The 18,244-nt window shown below is 38.4% G+C and carries 16 protein-coding genes; 7 read left to right on the top strand and 9 right to left on the bottom strand.

What is annotated here, in order from left to right; translation table 11 throughout:
- Positions 1-92: 92 nt before the first annotated feature.
- Positions 93-1,946, bottom strand: a complete 1,854-nt coding sequence (locus BUR11_RS07705) for an adenylate/guanylate cyclase domain-containing protein (RefSeq protein ID WP_074224245.1) — start codon at positions 1,944-1,946, stop codon at positions 93-95.
- 5 nt (positions 1,947-1,951) lie between these two features.
- Entirely contained in the window at positions 1,952-2,422 is a 471-nt protein-coding gene (locus tag BUR11_RS07700; RefSeq protein WP_143185872.1) for a hypothetical protein, read from the bottom strand.
- A gap of 438 nt (positions 2,423-2,860) precedes the next feature.
- Here BUR11_RS07700 and BUR11_RS07695 point away from each other — a divergent pair, with 438 nt between their 5' ends.
- A complete protein-coding gene (locus BUR11_RS07695) occupies positions 2,861-3,139 on the top strand; it encodes a hypothetical protein (protein WP_074224241.1) in 279 nt (92 codons plus the stop codon).
- A gap of 154 nt (positions 3,140-3,293) precedes the next feature.
- Here the strand turns inward: BUR11_RS07695 and BUR11_RS07690 are convergent, their stop codons facing one another.
- Positions 3,294-3,608: a hypothetical protein gene (locus tag BUR11_RS07690; protein WP_074224240.1), complete on the bottom strand. Its 315-nt coding sequence runs from the start codon at positions 3,606-3,608 to the stop codon at positions 3,294-3,296.
- A gap of 137 nt (positions 3,609-3,745) precedes the next feature.
- Between BUR11_RS07690 and BUR11_RS07685 the strand changes: the two genes are divergently transcribed.
- Positions 3,746-4,585 (top strand): endonuclease/exonuclease/phosphatase family protein, encoded by an 840-nt coding sequence (locus tag BUR11_RS07685; RefSeq protein ID WP_074224238.1) that lies wholly within the window; start codon positions 3,746-3,748, stop codon positions 4,583-4,585.
- A 137-nt stretch (positions 4,586-4,722) separates the two neighbouring features.
- Here BUR11_RS07685 and BUR11_RS07680 read toward each other — a convergent pair whose 3' ends face one another.
- The 4 genes from BUR11_RS07680 to BUR11_RS07665 form a co-directional block, all read right to left on the bottom strand.
- Complete coding sequence (locus BUR11_RS07680; protein ID WP_074224237.1) at positions 4,723-5,604, bottom strand: helix-turn-helix domain-containing protein; 882 nt, start codon at positions 5,602-5,604, stop codon at positions 4,723-4,725.
- Positions 5,605-5,835: 231 nt separating this feature from the next.
- Positions 5,836-6,246 carry a nuclear transport factor 2 family protein gene (locus BUR11_RS07675; protein ID WP_084560961.1) on the bottom strand — a complete coding sequence of 137 codons (411 nt, stop codon included), beginning with the start codon at positions 6,244-6,246 and terminating at the stop codon, positions 5,836-5,838.
- A 23-nt stretch (positions 6,247-6,269) separates the two neighbouring features.
- Positions 6,270-6,527 (bottom strand): hypothetical protein, encoded by a 258-nt coding sequence (locus tag BUR11_RS07670; RefSeq protein ID WP_074224234.1) that lies wholly within the window; start codon positions 6,525-6,527, stop codon positions 6,270-6,272.
- Positions 6,528-6,597: 70 nt separating this feature from the next.
- On the bottom strand, positions 6,598-7,143 hold the full coding sequence (locus BUR11_RS07665; protein ID WP_074224233.1) for a carboxymuconolactone decarboxylase family protein: 546 nt from the start codon (positions 7,141-7,143) through the stop codon (positions 6,598-6,600).
- Positions 7,144-7,589: 446 nt separating this feature from the next.
- Here BUR11_RS07665 and BUR11_RS07660 point away from each other — a divergent pair, with 446 nt between their 5' ends.
- The 3 genes from BUR11_RS07660 to BUR11_RS07650 all read left to right on the top strand — a co-directional run bounded on the left by BUR11_RS07660 (position 7,590) and on the right by BUR11_RS07650 (position 11,462).
- Positions 7,590-8,570 carry a fasciclin domain-containing protein gene (locus BUR11_RS07660; RefSeq protein ID WP_143185871.1) on the top strand — a complete coding sequence of 327 codons (981 nt, stop codon included), beginning with the start codon at positions 7,590-7,592 and terminating at the stop codon, positions 8,568-8,570.
- Between the two features lie 1,151 nt (positions 8,571-9,721).
- On the top strand, positions 9,722-9,985 hold the full coding sequence (locus BUR11_RS07655) for a hypothetical protein (protein WP_074224229.1): 264 nt from the start codon (positions 9,722-9,724) through the stop codon (positions 9,983-9,985).
- Between the two features lie 526 nt (positions 9,986-10,511).
- Positions 10,512-11,462: an NmrA/HSCARG family protein gene (locus BUR11_RS07650; protein WP_074224228.1), complete on the top strand. Its 951-nt coding sequence runs from the start codon at positions 10,512-10,514 to the stop codon at positions 11,460-11,462.
- A 152-nt stretch (positions 11,463-11,614) separates the two neighbouring features.
- On the opposite strand, the gene smc is transcribed toward BUR11_RS07650, so the two are convergent.
- Positions 11,615-15,154, bottom strand: a complete 3,540-nt coding sequence (smc, locus tag BUR11_RS07645) for a chromosome segregation protein SMC (protein ID WP_074224226.1) — start codon at positions 15,152-15,154, stop codon at positions 11,615-11,617.
- A gap of 286 nt (positions 15,155-15,440) precedes the next feature.
- Here smc and BUR11_RS07640 point away from each other — a divergent pair, with 286 nt between their 5' ends.
- Complete coding sequence (locus tag BUR11_RS07640; RefSeq protein ID WP_074224225.1) at positions 15,441-15,932, top strand: hypothetical protein; 492 nt, start codon at positions 15,441-15,443, stop codon at positions 15,930-15,932.
- Between the two features lie 158 nt (positions 15,933-16,090).
- Entirely contained in the window at positions 16,091-16,600 is a 510-nt protein-coding gene (locus BUR11_RS07635) for a QcrA and Rieske domain-containing protein (protein WP_074224223.1), read from the top strand.
- Position 16,601: 1 nt separating this feature from the next.
- Here the strand turns inward: BUR11_RS07635 and BUR11_RS07630 are convergent, their stop codons facing one another.
- Positions 16,602-18,188 (bottom strand): ArnT family glycosyltransferase, encoded by a 1,587-nt coding sequence (locus BUR11_RS07630; protein ID WP_074224222.1) that lies wholly within the window; start codon positions 18,186-18,188, stop codon positions 16,602-16,604.
- Between the last annotated feature and the right edge of the window lie 56 nt (positions 18,189-18,244).

The raw sequence follows: 18,244 nt of genomic DNA, 5'->3' as shown, positions 1-18,244 counted from the left end.
TTTACATTAAAACTTCTTACCGCGACTGACCATCGACCACTGATTACTGAACACTGACCACTGACCACTGTCCACTTTCTACTAAAACCTGCTCAATCAGACTCCCGGCTGCTTAATTCGACTTCTGATTGCTCACTATCTACTATTCCTTCAACAAAATACATTTTCATTTTGCCTTTATTCTTGACATAAATCTCTCCTCGATCTGAGAAGAGAAATTTATCCTTGATCAATTCATGTGTATATTCTGTGATATTAATCTTTCCTATTCCAGAGTAATATTCCATTCTTGAGGCACAATTCACGGTATCCCCCCAAATATCATATGCAAATTTCTTGCTTCCCACTATCCCCGCCACCACTGGGCCAGAGCTGATTCCAATTCTCATATCAAAGTGGATCCGCTTTTCATCCTCAATTTGCTTTGCTTTTTCAACAAACCTGAACATTTCCATGGCCGCTAAAACAATTCGTTCTGCATGGTCTTCTTGAGGAAAGGGAAGTCCTGAAGCACACATATAGGAGTCACCTAAGGTTTTGATTTTCTCTAGCTTATACTTATCTACAATCTGGTCGAAATACGAAAAATAATAATCCAGACTCTTCACCAAATCCTCTGGAGCTAAATGTTCCGCATTACTGGTAAAGTTTTTAAAATCTGTAAACATCACCGAAACCGCATCAAAGCGCTTTGCATTTACTCTCCCGAATTCTTTCAATTCATTGACAGTTTCCTCAGGCAGAATATTTTTAAGTAAATGATCCGATTTACTTCGCTCATTTTCAATAATTTGATTGGTTTTACGGATAAAAGAATTGTTTCTATAAAGTACGGCTGCTAAGATTCCAATAAAAATAAGTGCAATCGCAGTTGTGAAAATCATGATCTTCTGATTTCGATTTTTTTGATTCGCAAGATCTATTTGCATCTGTTTTTGATTGACTTCAAAATCTTTGGCTTTTTCTGCGATTTCTTCAACAACTTGAAGGTTTCTGACACTATCTCTGGCAGCGATGTATTTTAAATGATAAAATAGAGCAGAATCCCGATCTCCAACTTGATTATGAAGTTCAAAAAGCATCTGGCTCGCATCTGCAGTTTCCTTCATTAGACTGTAATTCTCGGCAAGATTGAGGCTCTTTTGAGCATTATTTAATGCGTGTTCAAAATCATTTTCCTTCAGGTCTATTTTGGCTAAATACAAGTAATAAACTGAATTGGCATAGTTATCTTCTTTTGTGTTTAGAATCTCAATTGCATTATTTAAGTTTTCCTTTGCTAACTCATTTTTCTGTAGTTCAGAATAAACCATTCCAAGATTGCCAAGGGCATAAGCTAACCCCCTTTCATGGTTTAGTTTGCTAAAAATAGGTTTAGCTTCTTCTAAACGGAGCATTGCTTTGGAGAATTCTTTTTTATAAAAATATCGTTCCCCGTCATTTAATAAAGCTGAGGCTAGATGTAATGAATCATTCGAATCTCGAATAGCTTGGATTCCTTGCTCGTAATATTTCTCAGCATTTTCGAATTTTTTATTTGCTGTAAAAGTATCTCCTATACTAATAAATAATACCCCAACTCGTTCTTCCAATTTAAATCGTTGGGCCAATTCAACCGCATGAAAATAAGCCTCCAAGGCTTCGGAGTATTTCCCCTGAAGCTTATATCCATTCCCTTTTTGTAAATACCCATTCACTAAGTAGATTTCTACAGTGTCCCTGCTGGAAGCTTTTTCAATCAATATGTCAGCATAATAAAGTACATCCTCCGGTTTGGCTTGTGAAATGGCAATCTCATATAACAAAGAAAATTCATCTTCATATTCTCCACTTTCATAAACCTTTACCAAACTGTCTGCCATTGCTTGATCTTGAGCACAGGCTGTTATGCCTTTTTGGAAAAGGAATAAAAAAGAAATGAAAAAGTAGTACCAAACTCTGGACATGGCTATTAGGTCATTCTTAACTGAGGATCAATTACATATGTTTGTAAATCTCCATAAATATCAGTGATACTAAATATGATATTGTATTTATAGATGTTATCGATGTTTCCTTTTGTAGGAGTGGCCAAGATGATATTGCCTAGCGGTAAAAGTGGATCAAAGTCAAAAAAATCGTAATCGCTGGATTTCTTTTCTGCGATACAAACTAGGTCCAAACTATAATCTCGTCGTTGGGTATTGTCTTCAAATTTGATATTCCATAGTAAAGCCCCATTTTTTATGACGTCGGTAATAAATGAGTCTTTTGGCTCTCCGTATCCAAGGGTATTACCTCCACTGGTCATCTTAGTATAGTCGTTTATGGCATTGTTATTTTTTGGGGGATAAGGGGAAGTAAATAATTCGGCAACTTGAACCGTAATAGTGATAATGTTACTAGCTTGAGAAAGCTGGTTTGGCTCTATAGAGGTCATCATAAATAGAATTTTAGGTTGAAAAAAAATAAAAAAGAATGTGTAGTAATTGGTAGATTTTTAAAAATCCAATACAGCAAATGTCTCTAAAATAGATACTTAAGATACATATAATATCATTACGAAGTCGAAAAAGTGTTGGTTGTGTTTTTGCAGAAATTACTAAAAATCAGGATTCATGAAAAGCTGGTTATTGAATCGGAACCTAATTATGAGGTATAAAAGGACTGGGAAATTTGGCCAAAGCTTGGTCAAAGAAAGGCAGTTTTTGATAGGGATTGAAGAAAGCCTGATTCCGATTTAAATGGTTTGAGTTGATATCGTATCATTGAAACTATGAATAGCCTTCTGCTGTAGCTGGAGGCTATATTTTTGTCAGCCCCGTCAAAAATTCGTATTTTAAAGAAAAAGCGAATTAACTAAACCCAAAATAAACGAACCATGGATAAATTAGAGAAACTGGATATGATGGATAAAATCCTGAGGGAATTTGAGGATTTGAGAAACAGTCAAACTTCTGTCCTAAAGAAAATATCCAAAATAGAAGCGGATAATATTAATCTGGGAGTGAAGGTTTTGGAAGAAAAATTACCAGATATATTTTTCGCGGTAGATACCAATCTAGGTCTGGTAACTGAACTGGAAGAAAAATTTCAGGAATATCGAGATCAGTTTTATACCTCGAATAATTTGAAAGCACTACAAGAAGAAAGATTATAAAAAATAAAATTCATTCTGATAAGGGAGTAATTTCACGTGGGTGGATTACTCTTTTTTTTTCTTAGGTCGCCTTTTATAAAATGGACCTGTGGATCATATGAATTTTAATTTCAGAAGCTATCCTGATAATTGGATGGAATGATGGTTGAAACTGTTATAAAGGATCAGGCTTCGTTTCCGGATGTTTTTCCCAATACTGTACAATGGAAGGCATGTATTCATCGCTTTCAATGGTCCCTTGTAGATCTGCTTTCTGACCTATGTATAAATAAACTTTGTTGTCCTCTACTTTTTCTACGGTTAAGGCATCCTTTTCAAGAATACGTTTGACACGTTCCCATTCTTTGGGATCAGTTACAAAGGTTTCGAAACGTATATAAAATTCTTCTCCTATGGGAGGAATGGGGTAGTCGCTAGGGATTTCAACACGTACGACCGGATCTGTGGGGATAATAATTTTTAGGCTCATTGGGTTTTCTGGTTTACTTAAAGCTAGTTAGGATAATGGAGAAAGACAATTGAGATAGGATTTCTAAACTAATTTACCAATGGTTTACTTCAGATTTGTTTAATTGGCACTTCAAGAGAACTTTTAAAAAAATTAGAATGAAAAAACAGCTCATTGCTTTATTCGCTTTTTTCTTGTGCACCTGCACTTTTGGACAAGAAGTCAAAGACATCAAGGTGTCTAGCTTTAATTTAAGAATGGACACACCTAATGATGGGGTCAATGCTTGGCCGAACCGAAAAGAAATGGTCAAAGCCTTGATCCAATACCATGACTTTGACATCATAGGAACTCAGGAGGGATTTGTACATCAATTAAATGACCTATTGGAAATGCCAGGCTTTGCCTTTATCGGTGCGGGTCGAGATGATGGGAAGCAAGCAGGGGAGCATTCTGCTATTTTATATAAGACTGACCGATTTGAAGTGTTGGAATCGGGTGATTTTTGGTTGAGGGAAAATCCAGAGGAACCCGGATTGGGTTGGGATGCTACCTGTTGCAATCGAATTGCTTCCTGGGGCTTGTTCAAAGACTTGGAAAGTGGAAAAGAGTTTTATGTATTCAATGCCCATTTTGATCATCAGGGAGTCATTGCCAGAAAAGAATCGGGAAAGTTGATGGTGAAAAAAATTGAGGAAATTGCCCAAGGAAAGCCCGTGATCTGTACAGGAGATTTTAATTCCACTCCAGACACGGAGCAAATTATTTCCCTTTCAGCCTTGCTGCAGGATTCTTATCATGTATCCAAACTACCACCTTATGGACCTGTGGGAACGACCAATCAATTTGTGTTTACCGCCCCTATGAAAAACCGAATCGATTATGTCTTTGTTAGTGATGATTTTGAGGTATCCAAATATGCGGTCTTGACCGATGCCTTAAATCAACGCTATCCTTCGGATCACTTGCCGGTAGTGGCGACGGTTAATTTTAAATGACTCAATCTTGATTCTAGCGATTAGGAAATAAGTGAGTACCCCATATTAAAAGCCCTGAAATAATGGGCTTTTATTGGTATTAAACGTTTGCAAGCTTTCCAATAAAGAAGGTTTTTTTTCGTAGTTTCAATCCTCAATCAAGCCATCGATGCTCTATCAAAACCCACATTTTTTCGATAGAGTTGAGGAGATACTTCTGCATTCTTCTTAAAAAATCTACTGAAATAATATTCATCCTCATAACCCAAGTCATAAGCAATTTCCTTGATGGACTTATTGGTCAAATACAACTCTCTTTTCGCCTCAATGATGATACGCTCTGAAATCAGTTCCGTCAAGGTTTTATTGAAATGTGCTTTGGTGAGCTTTGCAAGAGCCTTTGGACTTATGGCTAATAGATCTGCATAATCACTTGCCGTGCGATAGGTTTTATAATGTTTGTTTATAAAATCTTTTAAACGTTCCAAAACAAAGGGTTCTTCCTGTGATAATGCTTGCTTTTCGGTATGTTGCTGTTGTTCCTGTTTTAATCGGGATGTGGTTATAAGTAGAATCTTTAAATAGGAGACCAATAATTCATATTGAGCTAGTTCATCCAATTGGATTTCATTCTTCATTTGCTCGACCAGACCGGTGAGCTTATCGAAGCTTTCCGAATTAATTTTCACTAATGGCTCGCTATATACATTATTGAATAGAATCCCGTCACAGGCTACTTCTTTCTGATGTTTATGAATGCAAAAGAAGTCCGGGTGAAAATAAATTACCTCTGCCTCCCAACCCTTCGTGTCTATCAAGAAGGGCTGATAGGGTGAAAACGCAAAGAGTGTGTTTTCGCTGAATTCGAATTGGTTAAAATCTACCTTGGCTGTTCCAGATCCATTTTTCACCCAAATCAGGGAATAATGGTTTAAGCGTTGGATTTCATTAAAGGGGTTGTCATTTTCCAGTGAATATATTTTTAAGGCTAGTTTTTTAGTCTTCGGATCAATCAAGGTATGACCAGGGTTGCTTAACATAAATATTTTGGTAATGGTTACTACTCAGCTAATTCAGATTTATTGAAAATAGATATTTTAATTAATCAGAGGAATTATAGATCCATATTCGAGTTGTTTGACAATGTTTAATAGTGAGAAGTTCCTTTGAAATTGACGATCCTTTTTCGAAAGAAGCCCTTGGCTGGTCGGTTGCTAATACTCACAGCTTTGGCAGACCCCAAAGTGACCAAGCCAGGTCGAACCCTGCTCTTAAAACAAGGTTCTTTCCTTCTCTTCGATTTCTAGGTCGTTGATACTTGCATAGCGTTTTCTCATGAGACCATTTTCATCGAATTCCCACAACTCATTTCCATAAGCTCTGAACCATTGTCCAGATTCATTATGATATTCGTATTCGAAACGGACTGCAATTCTGTTTTCACGGAAACCCCATAACTCTTTTTTAAGCTTATATTCTTTTTCTTTGTTCCATTTATCAGCTAAAAAGCCTTCAATTTCCTTTCTTCCATTGATAAATTGGGTCCTGTTCCGCCATTCGGAATCCATTGTATAGGCTTTGGCTACAATTTCTGGATTTCTGCTGTTCCAAGCATCTTCAGCCATTTGAACTTTCTGCTTTGCAGTTTCTTCATTAAAGGGAGGTAATGGGTATTTTTTCATGGTGTTTGTCTGTTTGGTAAACCCTAGGTTAAACTGGAGGATGGATTGAAAACCCATTCATCTTTCATTAATCTTGTGACATAGCAATTGTCCGCTTCTTTGAGCAACATGGTCTTTAGCTCTAAAGAGATATCTCCTGAAATTTTGATGGCAGAGTCTACCTCTGTGATAAAAATCCCTTCGTAATTTCTTTTAGAAATTTGAGATAACTGGGCATCTACATCATCGATTACGATGTTATTTCTTCTTGCTACGTTTCGATTGGTTGCAACTTTGCACATGGGATTTTTTCAGTATAGGAATAAAAAAAAGGAAGGAGGGAAGTAAACAACCATTTACTTCCGTTCCTTTTTAGATGCTTTGTGCCAATGGGAAGTCTACCGGAACCTTGGTAAGGTTATGCAAATAATTCATGGCGGTTTTATCACTCACCTGAAGAATTAAATCGACCAAATGCTCTTTGGTATAGCCTTGCTCAAAGAAGTTCTCTAAGTTTTCCTCATTCACATTTCCTTTGTTTCGGGTAATATCTGCTGCCAAAACAACCAGTGCTCTCAATTTTGGATTGTCGCTTTTTTCTTTTCTGATATCCAACAATTGTTCATCAGAAAAACCGTTCATTTTACCAATTACCGTATGTGCGCTAAGGCAATAAATACAACCATTTACTTCGCTGACGACTAGGTTGATGGCCTCCTTCTCTTTATTGGAGAAGGAAGTTTTGGCATTTTGAAAGTTTAGATACCTTTCCAATCCATTGTCAGAATATCCAATGGTGGCGTAGAGATTTGGGACAAAACCCAATGCTTTGTTCAATTGATCAAAAATTGCCTGATTGGTAGCTGATACTTCGTTTCTAGCTGGAACGCTAAATGCTGTGTTTTTAAGAGTTTCCATTTCTTTTGCTTTTGGTTAAATAACATTACTGTGCAAAATTGCGCGGAATGTAGCTTCGGAGAAATGGATGTTCTACGCCAAAAGATGGACAATTTTCCGGGCCAGTGCTGGGGGAGAGGTTAGGCCAATTAACCAAGGGCCCTACGGCTATTAAGCATTTACCCTAACAGGGCTGGATTATAGTTTAACCCTTCCCTAATCCATAAGAATATTGCGGCGAAACCCTGTAGTGCCTGTCCCGAATTATTCGGGAGGTTTAATCTTGGTGCCCCTGAATGGAAATATTTTTAAAAGAATTAGGGCTTAATGTTTCAAAAAGCAATGAGAAAAGTAGCCGTCCTATATACTTTTTAATGTTGTTTAAAATAACTTAATTGTATGTAAACCTTTTTACTATCAATAGGTTAGATTTTTATTCAATTATCAATAACCAAAATCAAAATTTTATGTCCATCAAAACTAAATTACCCTGGAGAGTACTCTGGGTGATATCTTTTTCTTTTGTGATAATGTCTTGTTCAGACATGGAAGAGTCTATTTCTCCCAACCTGGAGAGTAACATCAAGTCAATTCCTGAAGTACTGAAATCCTTGGGTAAGGGGGAGATTGCAGGGAATGAAAATGCCAGAAAAAGTCTTGGAAACACCTATGCAACCTTTAATGCTGCTTTGGGAAAATCGGGTTTGGCATCTGTTTTTGCCCGAAATGAGTTAACTGTTTTTGCTCCAAACGATGCAGCCTTTGCAGAACTGGGATTAAATCCAGGCAATATTGGTGAGTTAGAAGGGTTGACAGAGATATTGCTTTACCATGTGGTGTCTGGATCTGTTCTAGCAGCAGATTTAACAGAAGGTCTTGTACCCACGTTAAATGGTGCCGCGGTGGAAATCAGCCTAACAAATGGCCCTATGGTCAATGAGTCCTCCATCATTTTGACGGATAAAATGGCTAGGAATGGGGTAATACATGGTATAGATGCAGTTTTAATGCCTCCAGTTTCAAATGTGATGGACCTATTGGATGATGCTACGACCGGTGCTGATTTTACCACGCTTAGAACAGCAATTTATATTGTTCCTGGACTAAAAGAAGAATTCGCTACCCGCGAAAACATTACAGTGTTTGCGCCTACAAATGCGGCCTTTGCGAAAATAGGTCTCAATTCCTTAAATATAAGTGGTATAGATCCTGCCATTTTGAGGGAAATTTTGAGATATCATGTATTCGGGGGAGGTCGATTGTTTTCTGAGGATTTGGTCGATGGGCCGATCATCATGAGTGAGGGAGGTACACTGATAGTAAATACATCCAGTTCCAATACATTCGTTATAGATGAGAACGGCGGAAGCTCTAATTTGATAGAAACCAATATTCAAGCCAGCAATGGAGTGATTCATAAAATTGATGCAGTATTAATACCTCAATAACAACCCGTATTTCCAAATGGCCCGGGTGAATCATTCGGGTCTTTTGTTTATTAAAGGATTTATTTTCATGGGGTTATATCAATGTTGAGTCTTTAAAAAAAAATCCAGGTCTTTTTTCAACATATTTTTAGTGACTTCCTGGTCCCCGTTCACCTTGGTCAAGTGATATAATTTCCTCTAAAATCCACCGTTCCGCCAGCTGATGAACCCTTCACATGATAAGTTCCTTTTGCAATAACACCACCGTCAATTAATACTTCATAAGAACTGGCTTTTTTATGTCAGGTGCGCAGAGAAAAGCAATTTGTATGTTCGTACCTACTGAAAGTAAATCATTCGCCTATTTATACACGTACCCCCTAAAAAAGAAACCAGCTGTATTTTAAAAGGATAGTCCTGCCATCAAATCACCTAAACGAGTATTCCATTAGATTAACTCGGTACTCTCTGAGTATAAATCGGTCAACAAAAAGAATACACCCTTATTCTAAAAGAATAACTGAGTATACTGACTCGTCCTAAAAAAAGTTTACAGATTAATGTTTAAGCCCGTTGGTATAGTGGTAAATCGGCTATTTATAAGCATTTTATTAAACCAATGGATAATTTCTGAAAAGTCTAAAAACAGTAAAAGATACCGGAACTCTTTTGGAATGATTCAGTAACCTACCACTTATCATCTGATTATTGGGGGATGGAAGCATCTCCCCACTTTAGGAATTTTCTTTCATATGGAAACCTAAATCTGGCTTTGAAAATTCATCCCGCTAAGGATAACTAATTACAAAAAAGGAACTTAAGGTATTTTGCACCCCCTTTGGAGCAGGTCTGCCGGTTTAGGGAAATATCATACAAATCAGATTTCAAGTGCCATCTGGTAAACTCCAGTATTGGATTGAATTTTGTACCTATTATCCTATCTAATTCAAAATCCTGTAACTAATCAGGATTCTGTACCTGGTTGAAAAATAGGTGTATTCGAGCCAGTTTAAGTAAAATATTGTAATCAGCAGAAATGGATCAGCTTGATTTAATCCCTCATTGCCAAAGGGAATGTGAAGATTTTAAATCAGTATTTTCTATCATCAGTTGGATCCATGATGCTTCCCTAACACACCTTTCAAAAAAAGTATAAAAAACACACAAATACGATGAACAAGTTTATAAGAATTATTTCGACTGCAATGGGAATCCTTTTCGTATCCCTGTTATTCACGTACCAATCCTATTCCCAAATTCCGAAAGGAATTCCAAAACCAACCGGCCCGATTGACTTTTCAAAAACAAGCAACGTAATTATTTTTGGAGCGATACCTGCTATCATCCTTATTGTTTATTTGGTTTTTAGAAAGAGAATAAAAAAAATCAAGCAAGAAAAGAGAGAAAAGCTAAAAAAAAGAAATGAAAATGAATAAGTAATAGCATGTTTAAAATTAGGGTTAAGAACACTAAACCTAAGAAGCTTCGAAAGAAAGCTTTATCGTAAGCAGGAGTGAGGAAAAAAACTCCTATATGGAAACTTCCCGGGAAGCCAGATTCAAGCCATAAAATATTCTGAATTGGGTGTTTTTCGATGTTTTATACATGTTATGTCAAATTTTTATATCCACTCCCTTGAACCCACTAATCCCACGGAGAAAACTCACGTCTTTATGTCAATAGAAATTTGTACCTTAAACCTTCTAGAATGGTTAGCAGGTAAGGTTAAGGAAATGAGTGGTTTAAATACACTTGTTAGGTAGGAAAATCTCTTGTTTTTTTTTACAAGCATATTGCATTGGAACACCAGCCTTTTTTAATCCAACAGCGCTGATTCCTGATATTGTGCCAGAGTAAAATACTGAAGCCATTCCCAAACAATAATCCGTGGTGTGCAACTACCACTCAAAGAAAACGGGCAATACTTTAATTTTTAAGAGTAAAAACAACTAAACTTTAACCATGACAGAATCTAAAATAATTACAGTATTTGGTGCCACCGGAGCACAGGGAGGAGGGCTTGCAAGAGCTATTTTATCTGATCCCAACTCAGAATTTAAAGTGAGGGCAGTTACCAGAAATGCTAATTCTGAAAAAGCAAAAGCCTTGGCGGAATTAGGTGCCGAAATCGTAGAAGCAGATATTGATGATGCTACAAGTATTAAAAAGGCGGTTGAGGGCGCATATGGAGCCTTCTTTGTTACTTTTTTCTGGGAACATTTTTCGGCCGAAAAAGAATATCAAGAAGTAGCTGATTTTGCCATTGCGGCCAAGGAAGCAAATTTGAAACATGTCATTTGGTCTACGCTGGAAGATACCAGAAACTGGATTCCTCTGGATGACGACAGAATGCCTACCCTACAAGGCAAATACAAAGTGCCTCATTTTGATGGTAAAGGTGCTGCGGATCAACTCTTGGTAGATGCTGGCTTACCGGTTACTTTATTAAGAACTTCTTTCTTCTGGGATAATTTTATCCATTTCGGGATGGGCCCTCAAAAAGGTGAAGATGGAAAGTACTACATCGCCTTCCCATTGGATGACAAGAAGCTATGTGGTATGGGTGCTGAAGATATTGGTAAATGTGCCTATGGCATATTCAAAAATGGCAATGGAGCTGTTGGAGAAATTATCGGTATTGTAGGAGAGAAGTTAAGTGGTGATGAAATGGCTGAAAAACTTTCAAAAGCTTTAAATATCAATGTGATTTATAATAATGTTAGCCCAGATACCTATCGTAGTTTTGGCTTCCCTGGGGCTGATGACTTAGGAAATATGTTCCAGTTTAAAAGAGATTTTAATGAGGATTTTAATGCGGTACGTAGCGAAGAATTGTCTAAGCAGCTGAATCCGGAATTGCAAAACTTCGACGAATGGCTTTCTTCAAATGCTTCAAAAATTCCGATAGATTAACCCCCTATTAAAATCAAAGACTGGCAGGTACTTCTTATGTAAGAAAAGTTGTTGCCAGTCTTATTATTAAGAAAAAAAGAATGACTCAATTGAACTTGCTATCAAAGTTGATATTTTCAATGCCTATCCTTGGCTATTTCTGAAGGTTTTTTTTAAGCCAACTCCCTTAAATCTACCGGAACCACTCTAGAAACTCCCGCTTCGATCATGGTAATACCATAGATAATATCTGTACTGGCCATGGTTCGCTTGTTATGGGTGACTATAATGAACTGGGACTCTCCACTAAATCGCTGGATAATCTGGTTGAACTTATCAATATTGGCATCATCCAATGGCGCATCCACCTCATCAAAAATACAGAATGGGGCTGGTTTCAATAGGTAGATGGAAAAGAGTAGGGAAGTGGCAGTGAGCGTCTTTTCTCCTCCTGAAAGCTGATTGATTGTCAATGGGCGTTTGCCCTTCGGCTTGGCCATGATCTCGATGGCAGATTCCAAAGGATTATCTGGGTCGACTAATGTCAGATCACAATCATCCTGCTCGGTAAAAAGGGAACGGAACACCTTGATAAAGTTCTCCTTGATCTTGCCAAAGGCATCCAAGAAAGTATCCTTGGCTACCTGATCGATTTCTTTGATGGTATTCAAAAGTGATTCCTTGGCTTTGATCAGGTCTTCCTTCTGAGTGGTGATAAAGTCATGACGGACCTTGATTTCATCATAAGCCTCCATGGCCATCGGGTTGATTGGTCCGATTTTCTCCAACTTCTCTTTTTGCTTGCGTACCAACTCCCGTAAATCATCCTCTTTGAAATCCAGAAACTCTTCATCTAGTTTCGGATTTTTCTCCATCAGCTGATCCAAGTCCAAATCAAACTCCACAGAAAGACGTTCCTTCATTCCACTCATTTTGAGCTTGGTTTCATTGATCGAATTTTGGAGTTCATGCAGCAGTTCATCATGCATCTCCTTGCTCTTTTGCAGACTTCGGATTTTTTGATCGGTCTCATCGATCAGCCCTCGGTGGGCATAATAGTCTTTTTCGGCTTCCTGAACGCCTTGTTCTATCCCTTCTTTTTCGGAATACAATTCAATCAACTCATCGTCTTTGACTTCGTTGTTTTGAAGCAAACCTTTGATTTCAGAATCAAGGGAACTTAATTCCGCCTGTGACTTTTCAATTCGTTCCTTGCTGCTTTCATAGGCATTCTGCTTGAATTCAATTTCCTGATCCAAGGAATTGACACGATTGAGTTGCTGGTGATAGAGAATGTTCTCCTGATTGAAAGCCTGGGATTTCTCAGTCAATCGAGCAGACTCCTCTTCCAGGTTTTCATTTAGGATTTCCAAGTCTTCATGAGCGGATTCATATTCAGCTTTCTCCTCAAATAATTGAGGTTGAATCTCGGTCAAACTTTCTTCCAAGCTGGCAATACGGTCTAAAATATCCTCCCGCTTATTCGCATTGGAGCTAAGGAGCTCAGCAAGCTGTTCCTTTTTAGTGCGAACGGAAACGTAATTCTGGTTGATCTCATTGATCTGTTGCTGGCTTTCTTCCAAAACCTTTTTGTAGCTGACTTCTTTCAGCTTCATCAGGTCCGAAAGCTTTTGATCTAGGTTGTTACGGGTAGCAGAAACCTTTTTGTTTAGATCCTTGATTTCTTTGTCCAGTTTTTCAAGGTTCTTGGCTCTACCGATTCTCTTTCCTTCAAATAAACCAACGGATCCTCCAGAAAGGCTGAACTTACGTTTGGTGAACTTTCCATTTTCAGAGATAAAGACTGAATCATTATCCTGAGGAAAATCCTTATGATCCCCTTCCACAATATAGACATTGTCCAAAATGAAGTTGATCAACCGGCTGTATTTGACATCAAATTCAATGATCTCCGTTGCAGCAATGGCATTGGAGAAGAGCTTGGTTTGACTAGGCTTAAAACGTTCAAAATGCTCCAACACAAAGAAATTGGCTTTTCCCCTCGCTGCATCGCTTAGCAAATGTATGGCAGCGATGGCCTGGGCTTCGGTTTCCACCACATAGTAGTTCATATAGCCCTCCAGGTAATTCTCGATGGTCACCCGGTATTTCTCATCCGTGGTCAGTAGATCGGAGAGGAGTGGTGTGTCCTTGCCCCAAGAGTTGTTTTTCTTCAAGAATTTGATCGCCTCCGGAAAACCTTCCAGATTCTCCACCAAAGATTTGGTGAGGTTGTATTCGTTTTGTTTGGAATCCAGCTTTCTGGAAGAAGTGGTCAATTCCTCCCGGATCATTTCAATGACCTTATTGGTATCTTCTATCTTTTGATCCAGGTCTTCCTGCTTGGCTTTCTTGCTTTCGTATTCTTGGGTTGCAGCATCCAGTTCACCTTTTAGGGAAATCAATTTTTCCTCGAAATCCACCAAATTAGCTTCCTGGGAGGAATCATCAGAGGAAGTTCGTTCAAGTTCCTGCTTTAAGGTGGATAGTTGAATCTGCTTTATTTCCAGTTCTTTGGTGAGTTGGTATACTCGCTCCTTTAGACGTTCAAAAGTGGCGTTTAAGGTTTTTTGTTTTGTTTGATGCTCCGTATGGACTCGCTTCTGGTTCTCATAAGCTTCTCGAAGTTCCCCCACAATCAGTTCCTTTTCTGCCAGCATTTTAGCTGCGGACTCCTGTTCGTGTTTCAGGGAACGAATGGAAAAACCTGCCCGATCATTGGATTTTCGATCTACTTCGATCTGTTCCCGGAGTTTCTGGGATCGGTCCTCCAAAAAGCGTAGACGCTCATTTTTGATCTTTTTCTCTGACTCAAAAGTTCGGATTTTGTTGACATGATCATTCAAGGTTTTCTGACGGGAAGCCAGTAATTTTTCCTTGTTGATCAAATCCGATTTTAACTGATTCAACAGTGCCTCTTGATCTGCAATTTGAGTTTGTAGCTGAAGCTTTTTGTCACTTTCCTGCTCGATGTCCTTGGTGGTGGAAAGGAGGGAATTGGTGTATTTTTCAATACTTTTTTTGGCCAGATTGATACTGGCTGCTTTATAGTCTTTTTTGATCTCAAAGTACTTGGCGGCTTGTTTTGCCTGCTTTTCCAAGCTCTTTAAGTTCTTTTCAATTTCATATAAAAGATCTTCTACGCGATCCAGATCTCCATCGGTATCGTCCAGTTTTCGAAGGGTTTCCTTTTTACGGTTTTTGAATTTTGAAATTCCTGCTGCTTCTTCGAATAGATCTCTTCTGGAGTTGTTTTTATCATTCAGCAACTCATCGATCATCTTGAGTTCGATGATGGCGTAGGAGTTGGAATTGATCCCCGTGTCCATAAACAGGTTGGTGATATCCTTCAGACGACAGGTGACTCCGTTGATTTGGTATTCACTTTCCCCGGAGCGGTAATACCGACGGGTGATCGTCACATGGGTATATTCGGTAGGAAGAAGGTTTTTGGTATTTTCAAAGGTGAGGGAAACTTCGGCCAAGTTAGACGGCTTTCGGTTTTTCGTGCCATTGAAAATGACATTTTCCATCTTGTCAGAGCGGAGCATTCGGGTTTTTTGTTCCCCCAACACCCAACGGATGGCATCGACCACATTTGACTTTCCGCAGCCATTTGGTCCTACTACGCCCGTGATTCCCTTATCAAAATGAATCACCATTTTATCCCCAAAACTCTTAAATCCCTTGATCTCCAGCTTACTGAGCAGCATCCTTTTTTGTTAATCTGAAATAAGGAACAAAATAAGATCATTTGGCAGATTGTCCAAGGATTTGGTGATTCTTGAGCCATTAAAATTCTGGAGCTAAAAGGATATAAGAAATAGGAAGGTAGATAGCTGATGTTAGGTATTTGAAGTTGGAATAGCAGGGTATGGCAGCTATGTAAAATTGTCGGAGCTTAGAAACCATTTTCAGCTTCTTGACTTTGGCCTTCTGATTTCCATGATCACTTCCTACTAAAAACTGGGAACTCCAAAAAATATAGTATCTTCCCTTATGGATTTAGGAAACATCATCTATCTCGTTGCGGTCATCGTTTATTTTATTTATCAGATCAGCAAAAACAAAAAATCCGGAGAGCCAACGGAGGAGCAGGGAACTCCTAAAGAAAGTCCCAAAGCTCCAACGACTTTTGAGGATTTGATGCGTGAAATCCGGGAAGCTCAAAACCCAAACCGCCCAAAACCTGCGCCTAAACCCAAAGCCCAACAAGTGGAAGTCGAGGAAATCAAGCCAGAACCTGTTAAAAAGAAATGGTATGAAGAGGCTGATGAGGAGATTTCTTATTACGATGGTGCTTATGAAAAAGCAAAAACAGCAGCTGAAAAGGCAGTTCCAATTTCCCAATTGGAGTTTTCAGAAATTGGAAAGCAGGCTTATAAAAAACCTGAAAAGAAAGTAAATCGTTATGCTCAATTAATGAAAGATCCTCAGTCTGTCAAGGATGCTGTAGTCCTTTCAGAGATTTTAAATAGGAAGCATTTTTAAGATTTTACCAATCAAAGGGATGGGATTCTAATAAGAGTTAGATCCATCAGTTTGATTATAAGTTTGTGAATCAAGTATTTATATTTTTTTTAAATTCCTGTGATCCAAAAAACATCTAGCTATCGTAAGTGTTTACATCTAAACAAAATCAGAATGCTATGGATCCATTATCAACCAACCAATCGGGAAAACTTACCAAATCGAGAAGGGAATTTATTGAGAAATCAGGCTTGACAGCAGCACTTACGATGTTTGGAATCGGATTTTTTACTTCCTGCTCAAATTCTGATGATATGGAGCCCACCGGCAGCACCGGTACTCCAATGAATCCGGGAACTGGAAGCGGAACAGGTATTTCGGTATCTGGAAATAAGATTACGATAGATTTAAGTATCCAAAAAGATCTGAATGCCGATGGAGGATGGCTTTTGATTACTAATGGGAAAACGTTGGTTTCTAAGGTGGGAAGTGAATTTATCGCTCTTACCTCGGTTTGTACACATTCAGGCTGCGACACCAATTGGAGTTTTTCCAACGCTACCTACAATTGTGCTTGTCACGGATCCAAGTTTGATACGCAAGGGAATGTAGTTTCAGGTCCAGCAACTCAACCTTTAAAAGTGTATGATACGGCAGTTTCCGGGAATATATTGACGATAACCAAGTAGACTATTGGGTAGATAATTGAAATTTCCTGATCCAAAGGTTTGCGATTTTCTCTTCAGATTCTAACTGGTAGTTTTTCATTTTCAGCCAACTTTCCAGAAGATCCACATCAGCCTGCTCTTTGGGATACGCATGTTTGTAGTACTCATAAATTACAACCTCAATTTCTTTGGGAAGATCCCTATTCAGTTCCTGTAAAGACTCTATTGGAAATAGCTTCTCTTGACTTAACTTACTTCCAGTCAATAAAATTTCACGGGAAAAATAAATGAAGTTATTTGTAAGTATATATTGCTCCTCCTCAGAACTTTGCGTTGATTCAGTTAGAGTATCAGTTAAATTTTGATAGTGTTTTAATTGCTTTTGATAATAAATAGAAAATATAGCAGGTAAGACCAAGACTATTCCCAAAATCGAAAGCTGGACCGTTCTTTTTTTAATCCAAATCACAGGGATCAATGCGCATAAAAACAGGGCTTGTTTAGCATCTCCCTGAATGGCCGAAATAATAATTCCCAAAACCATCAAGCTGAGCAATGCCATTTTCCATTTCTTGGAGTTTTGCCAATATTTCCAGCCCAAAGTAATGAGAAAGGCAAGGATCGGAATAAGTATGATCAAATGCCTTGGATTGAGATAAATAGGGTTATAAAATTCCAGTGTTGAGCTCATCAGCCAGAATCCCAAAAGAAGGCAAAGAAAAGCAAGCGCAAACTCAAAATCGAAGGATTTCCTAAATTTCATTCCTTGATAGATTCCTGGAATCGCAAATACCAACCAAGGCCAATAAGCACGCGCTACAAAAGTTGTAACTGGGGTAATGGTTAAGCGCTCTATAATAGCCCCTACACCTTTATCGGCATAGGTGTATTCAGAAATATAATGTCCTGCATTGATAGAAGTAATTCTATAGAAGGGATCTCCAAATTGAATCCAAAAGTAGGTGAGGTAAAGGCTAGCCAGAAGCAGTCCAGAGGCAACCACGCTACTATAAAAAGTTGACTGAATGGATTTGTTTTTCAGGTCGAAGAGAAATAATAGTACCACAAAAGGAACCAAGAAAATAATGGTTTCTTTTGTCAGAAAACCTATAAATAGAGATAGGACAAGACTTATTCCTGCTAGAACTGGATGTTGGTTTCTATAGATAGCAGCGACTGGAATAATTGTGACCCAAAGTACCAGAGATGCGTCAGGATAAACTTTGGTGATAAAGTGCAAGAAATAAACGTGCGTGCAAAACCATATCGTGAGGATCCAAGTCCATTTTTTATCAGGTAAAACCTTATACAAAACCAATAAAGTGATCAGGTAGCAAAGGAGAGAAAATCCAGAGATGATATGGGGATCCAATCCAAAGAAGTATCCCAACAAACCGGCGGGGATATATGCTCCCCATCGACTGGAAAAATGATAAGAATTGACCTCCATGGTTCCTTCCCAAAAGCTCTTTCCCGCCAAGATGTAGTATACATCATCACTAAAGGTAATCCCATCAAATCCTATCCACCAGAACCCAACCAAGAACAACAACCCTATCATTAGCGGTAGGTCTTGTTGTCTGTTATCTAGTAAGGTGTCTGTTCTCATGTAGGGCTAAAAATAGGGAATTTTGTATACCAAAGCTCCCAGATATTGAAGTATTA

The sequence above is a fragment of the Algoriphagus halophilus genome, assembly GCF_900129785.1.
GTDB lineage: Bacteria > Bacteroidota > Bacteroidia > Cytophagales > Cyclobacteriaceae > Algoriphagus > Algoriphagus halophilus.
The sequence above is the reverse complement of the archived record's forward strand: the minus strand, read 5'-3'. Positions and strand labels throughout refer to the sequence as shown.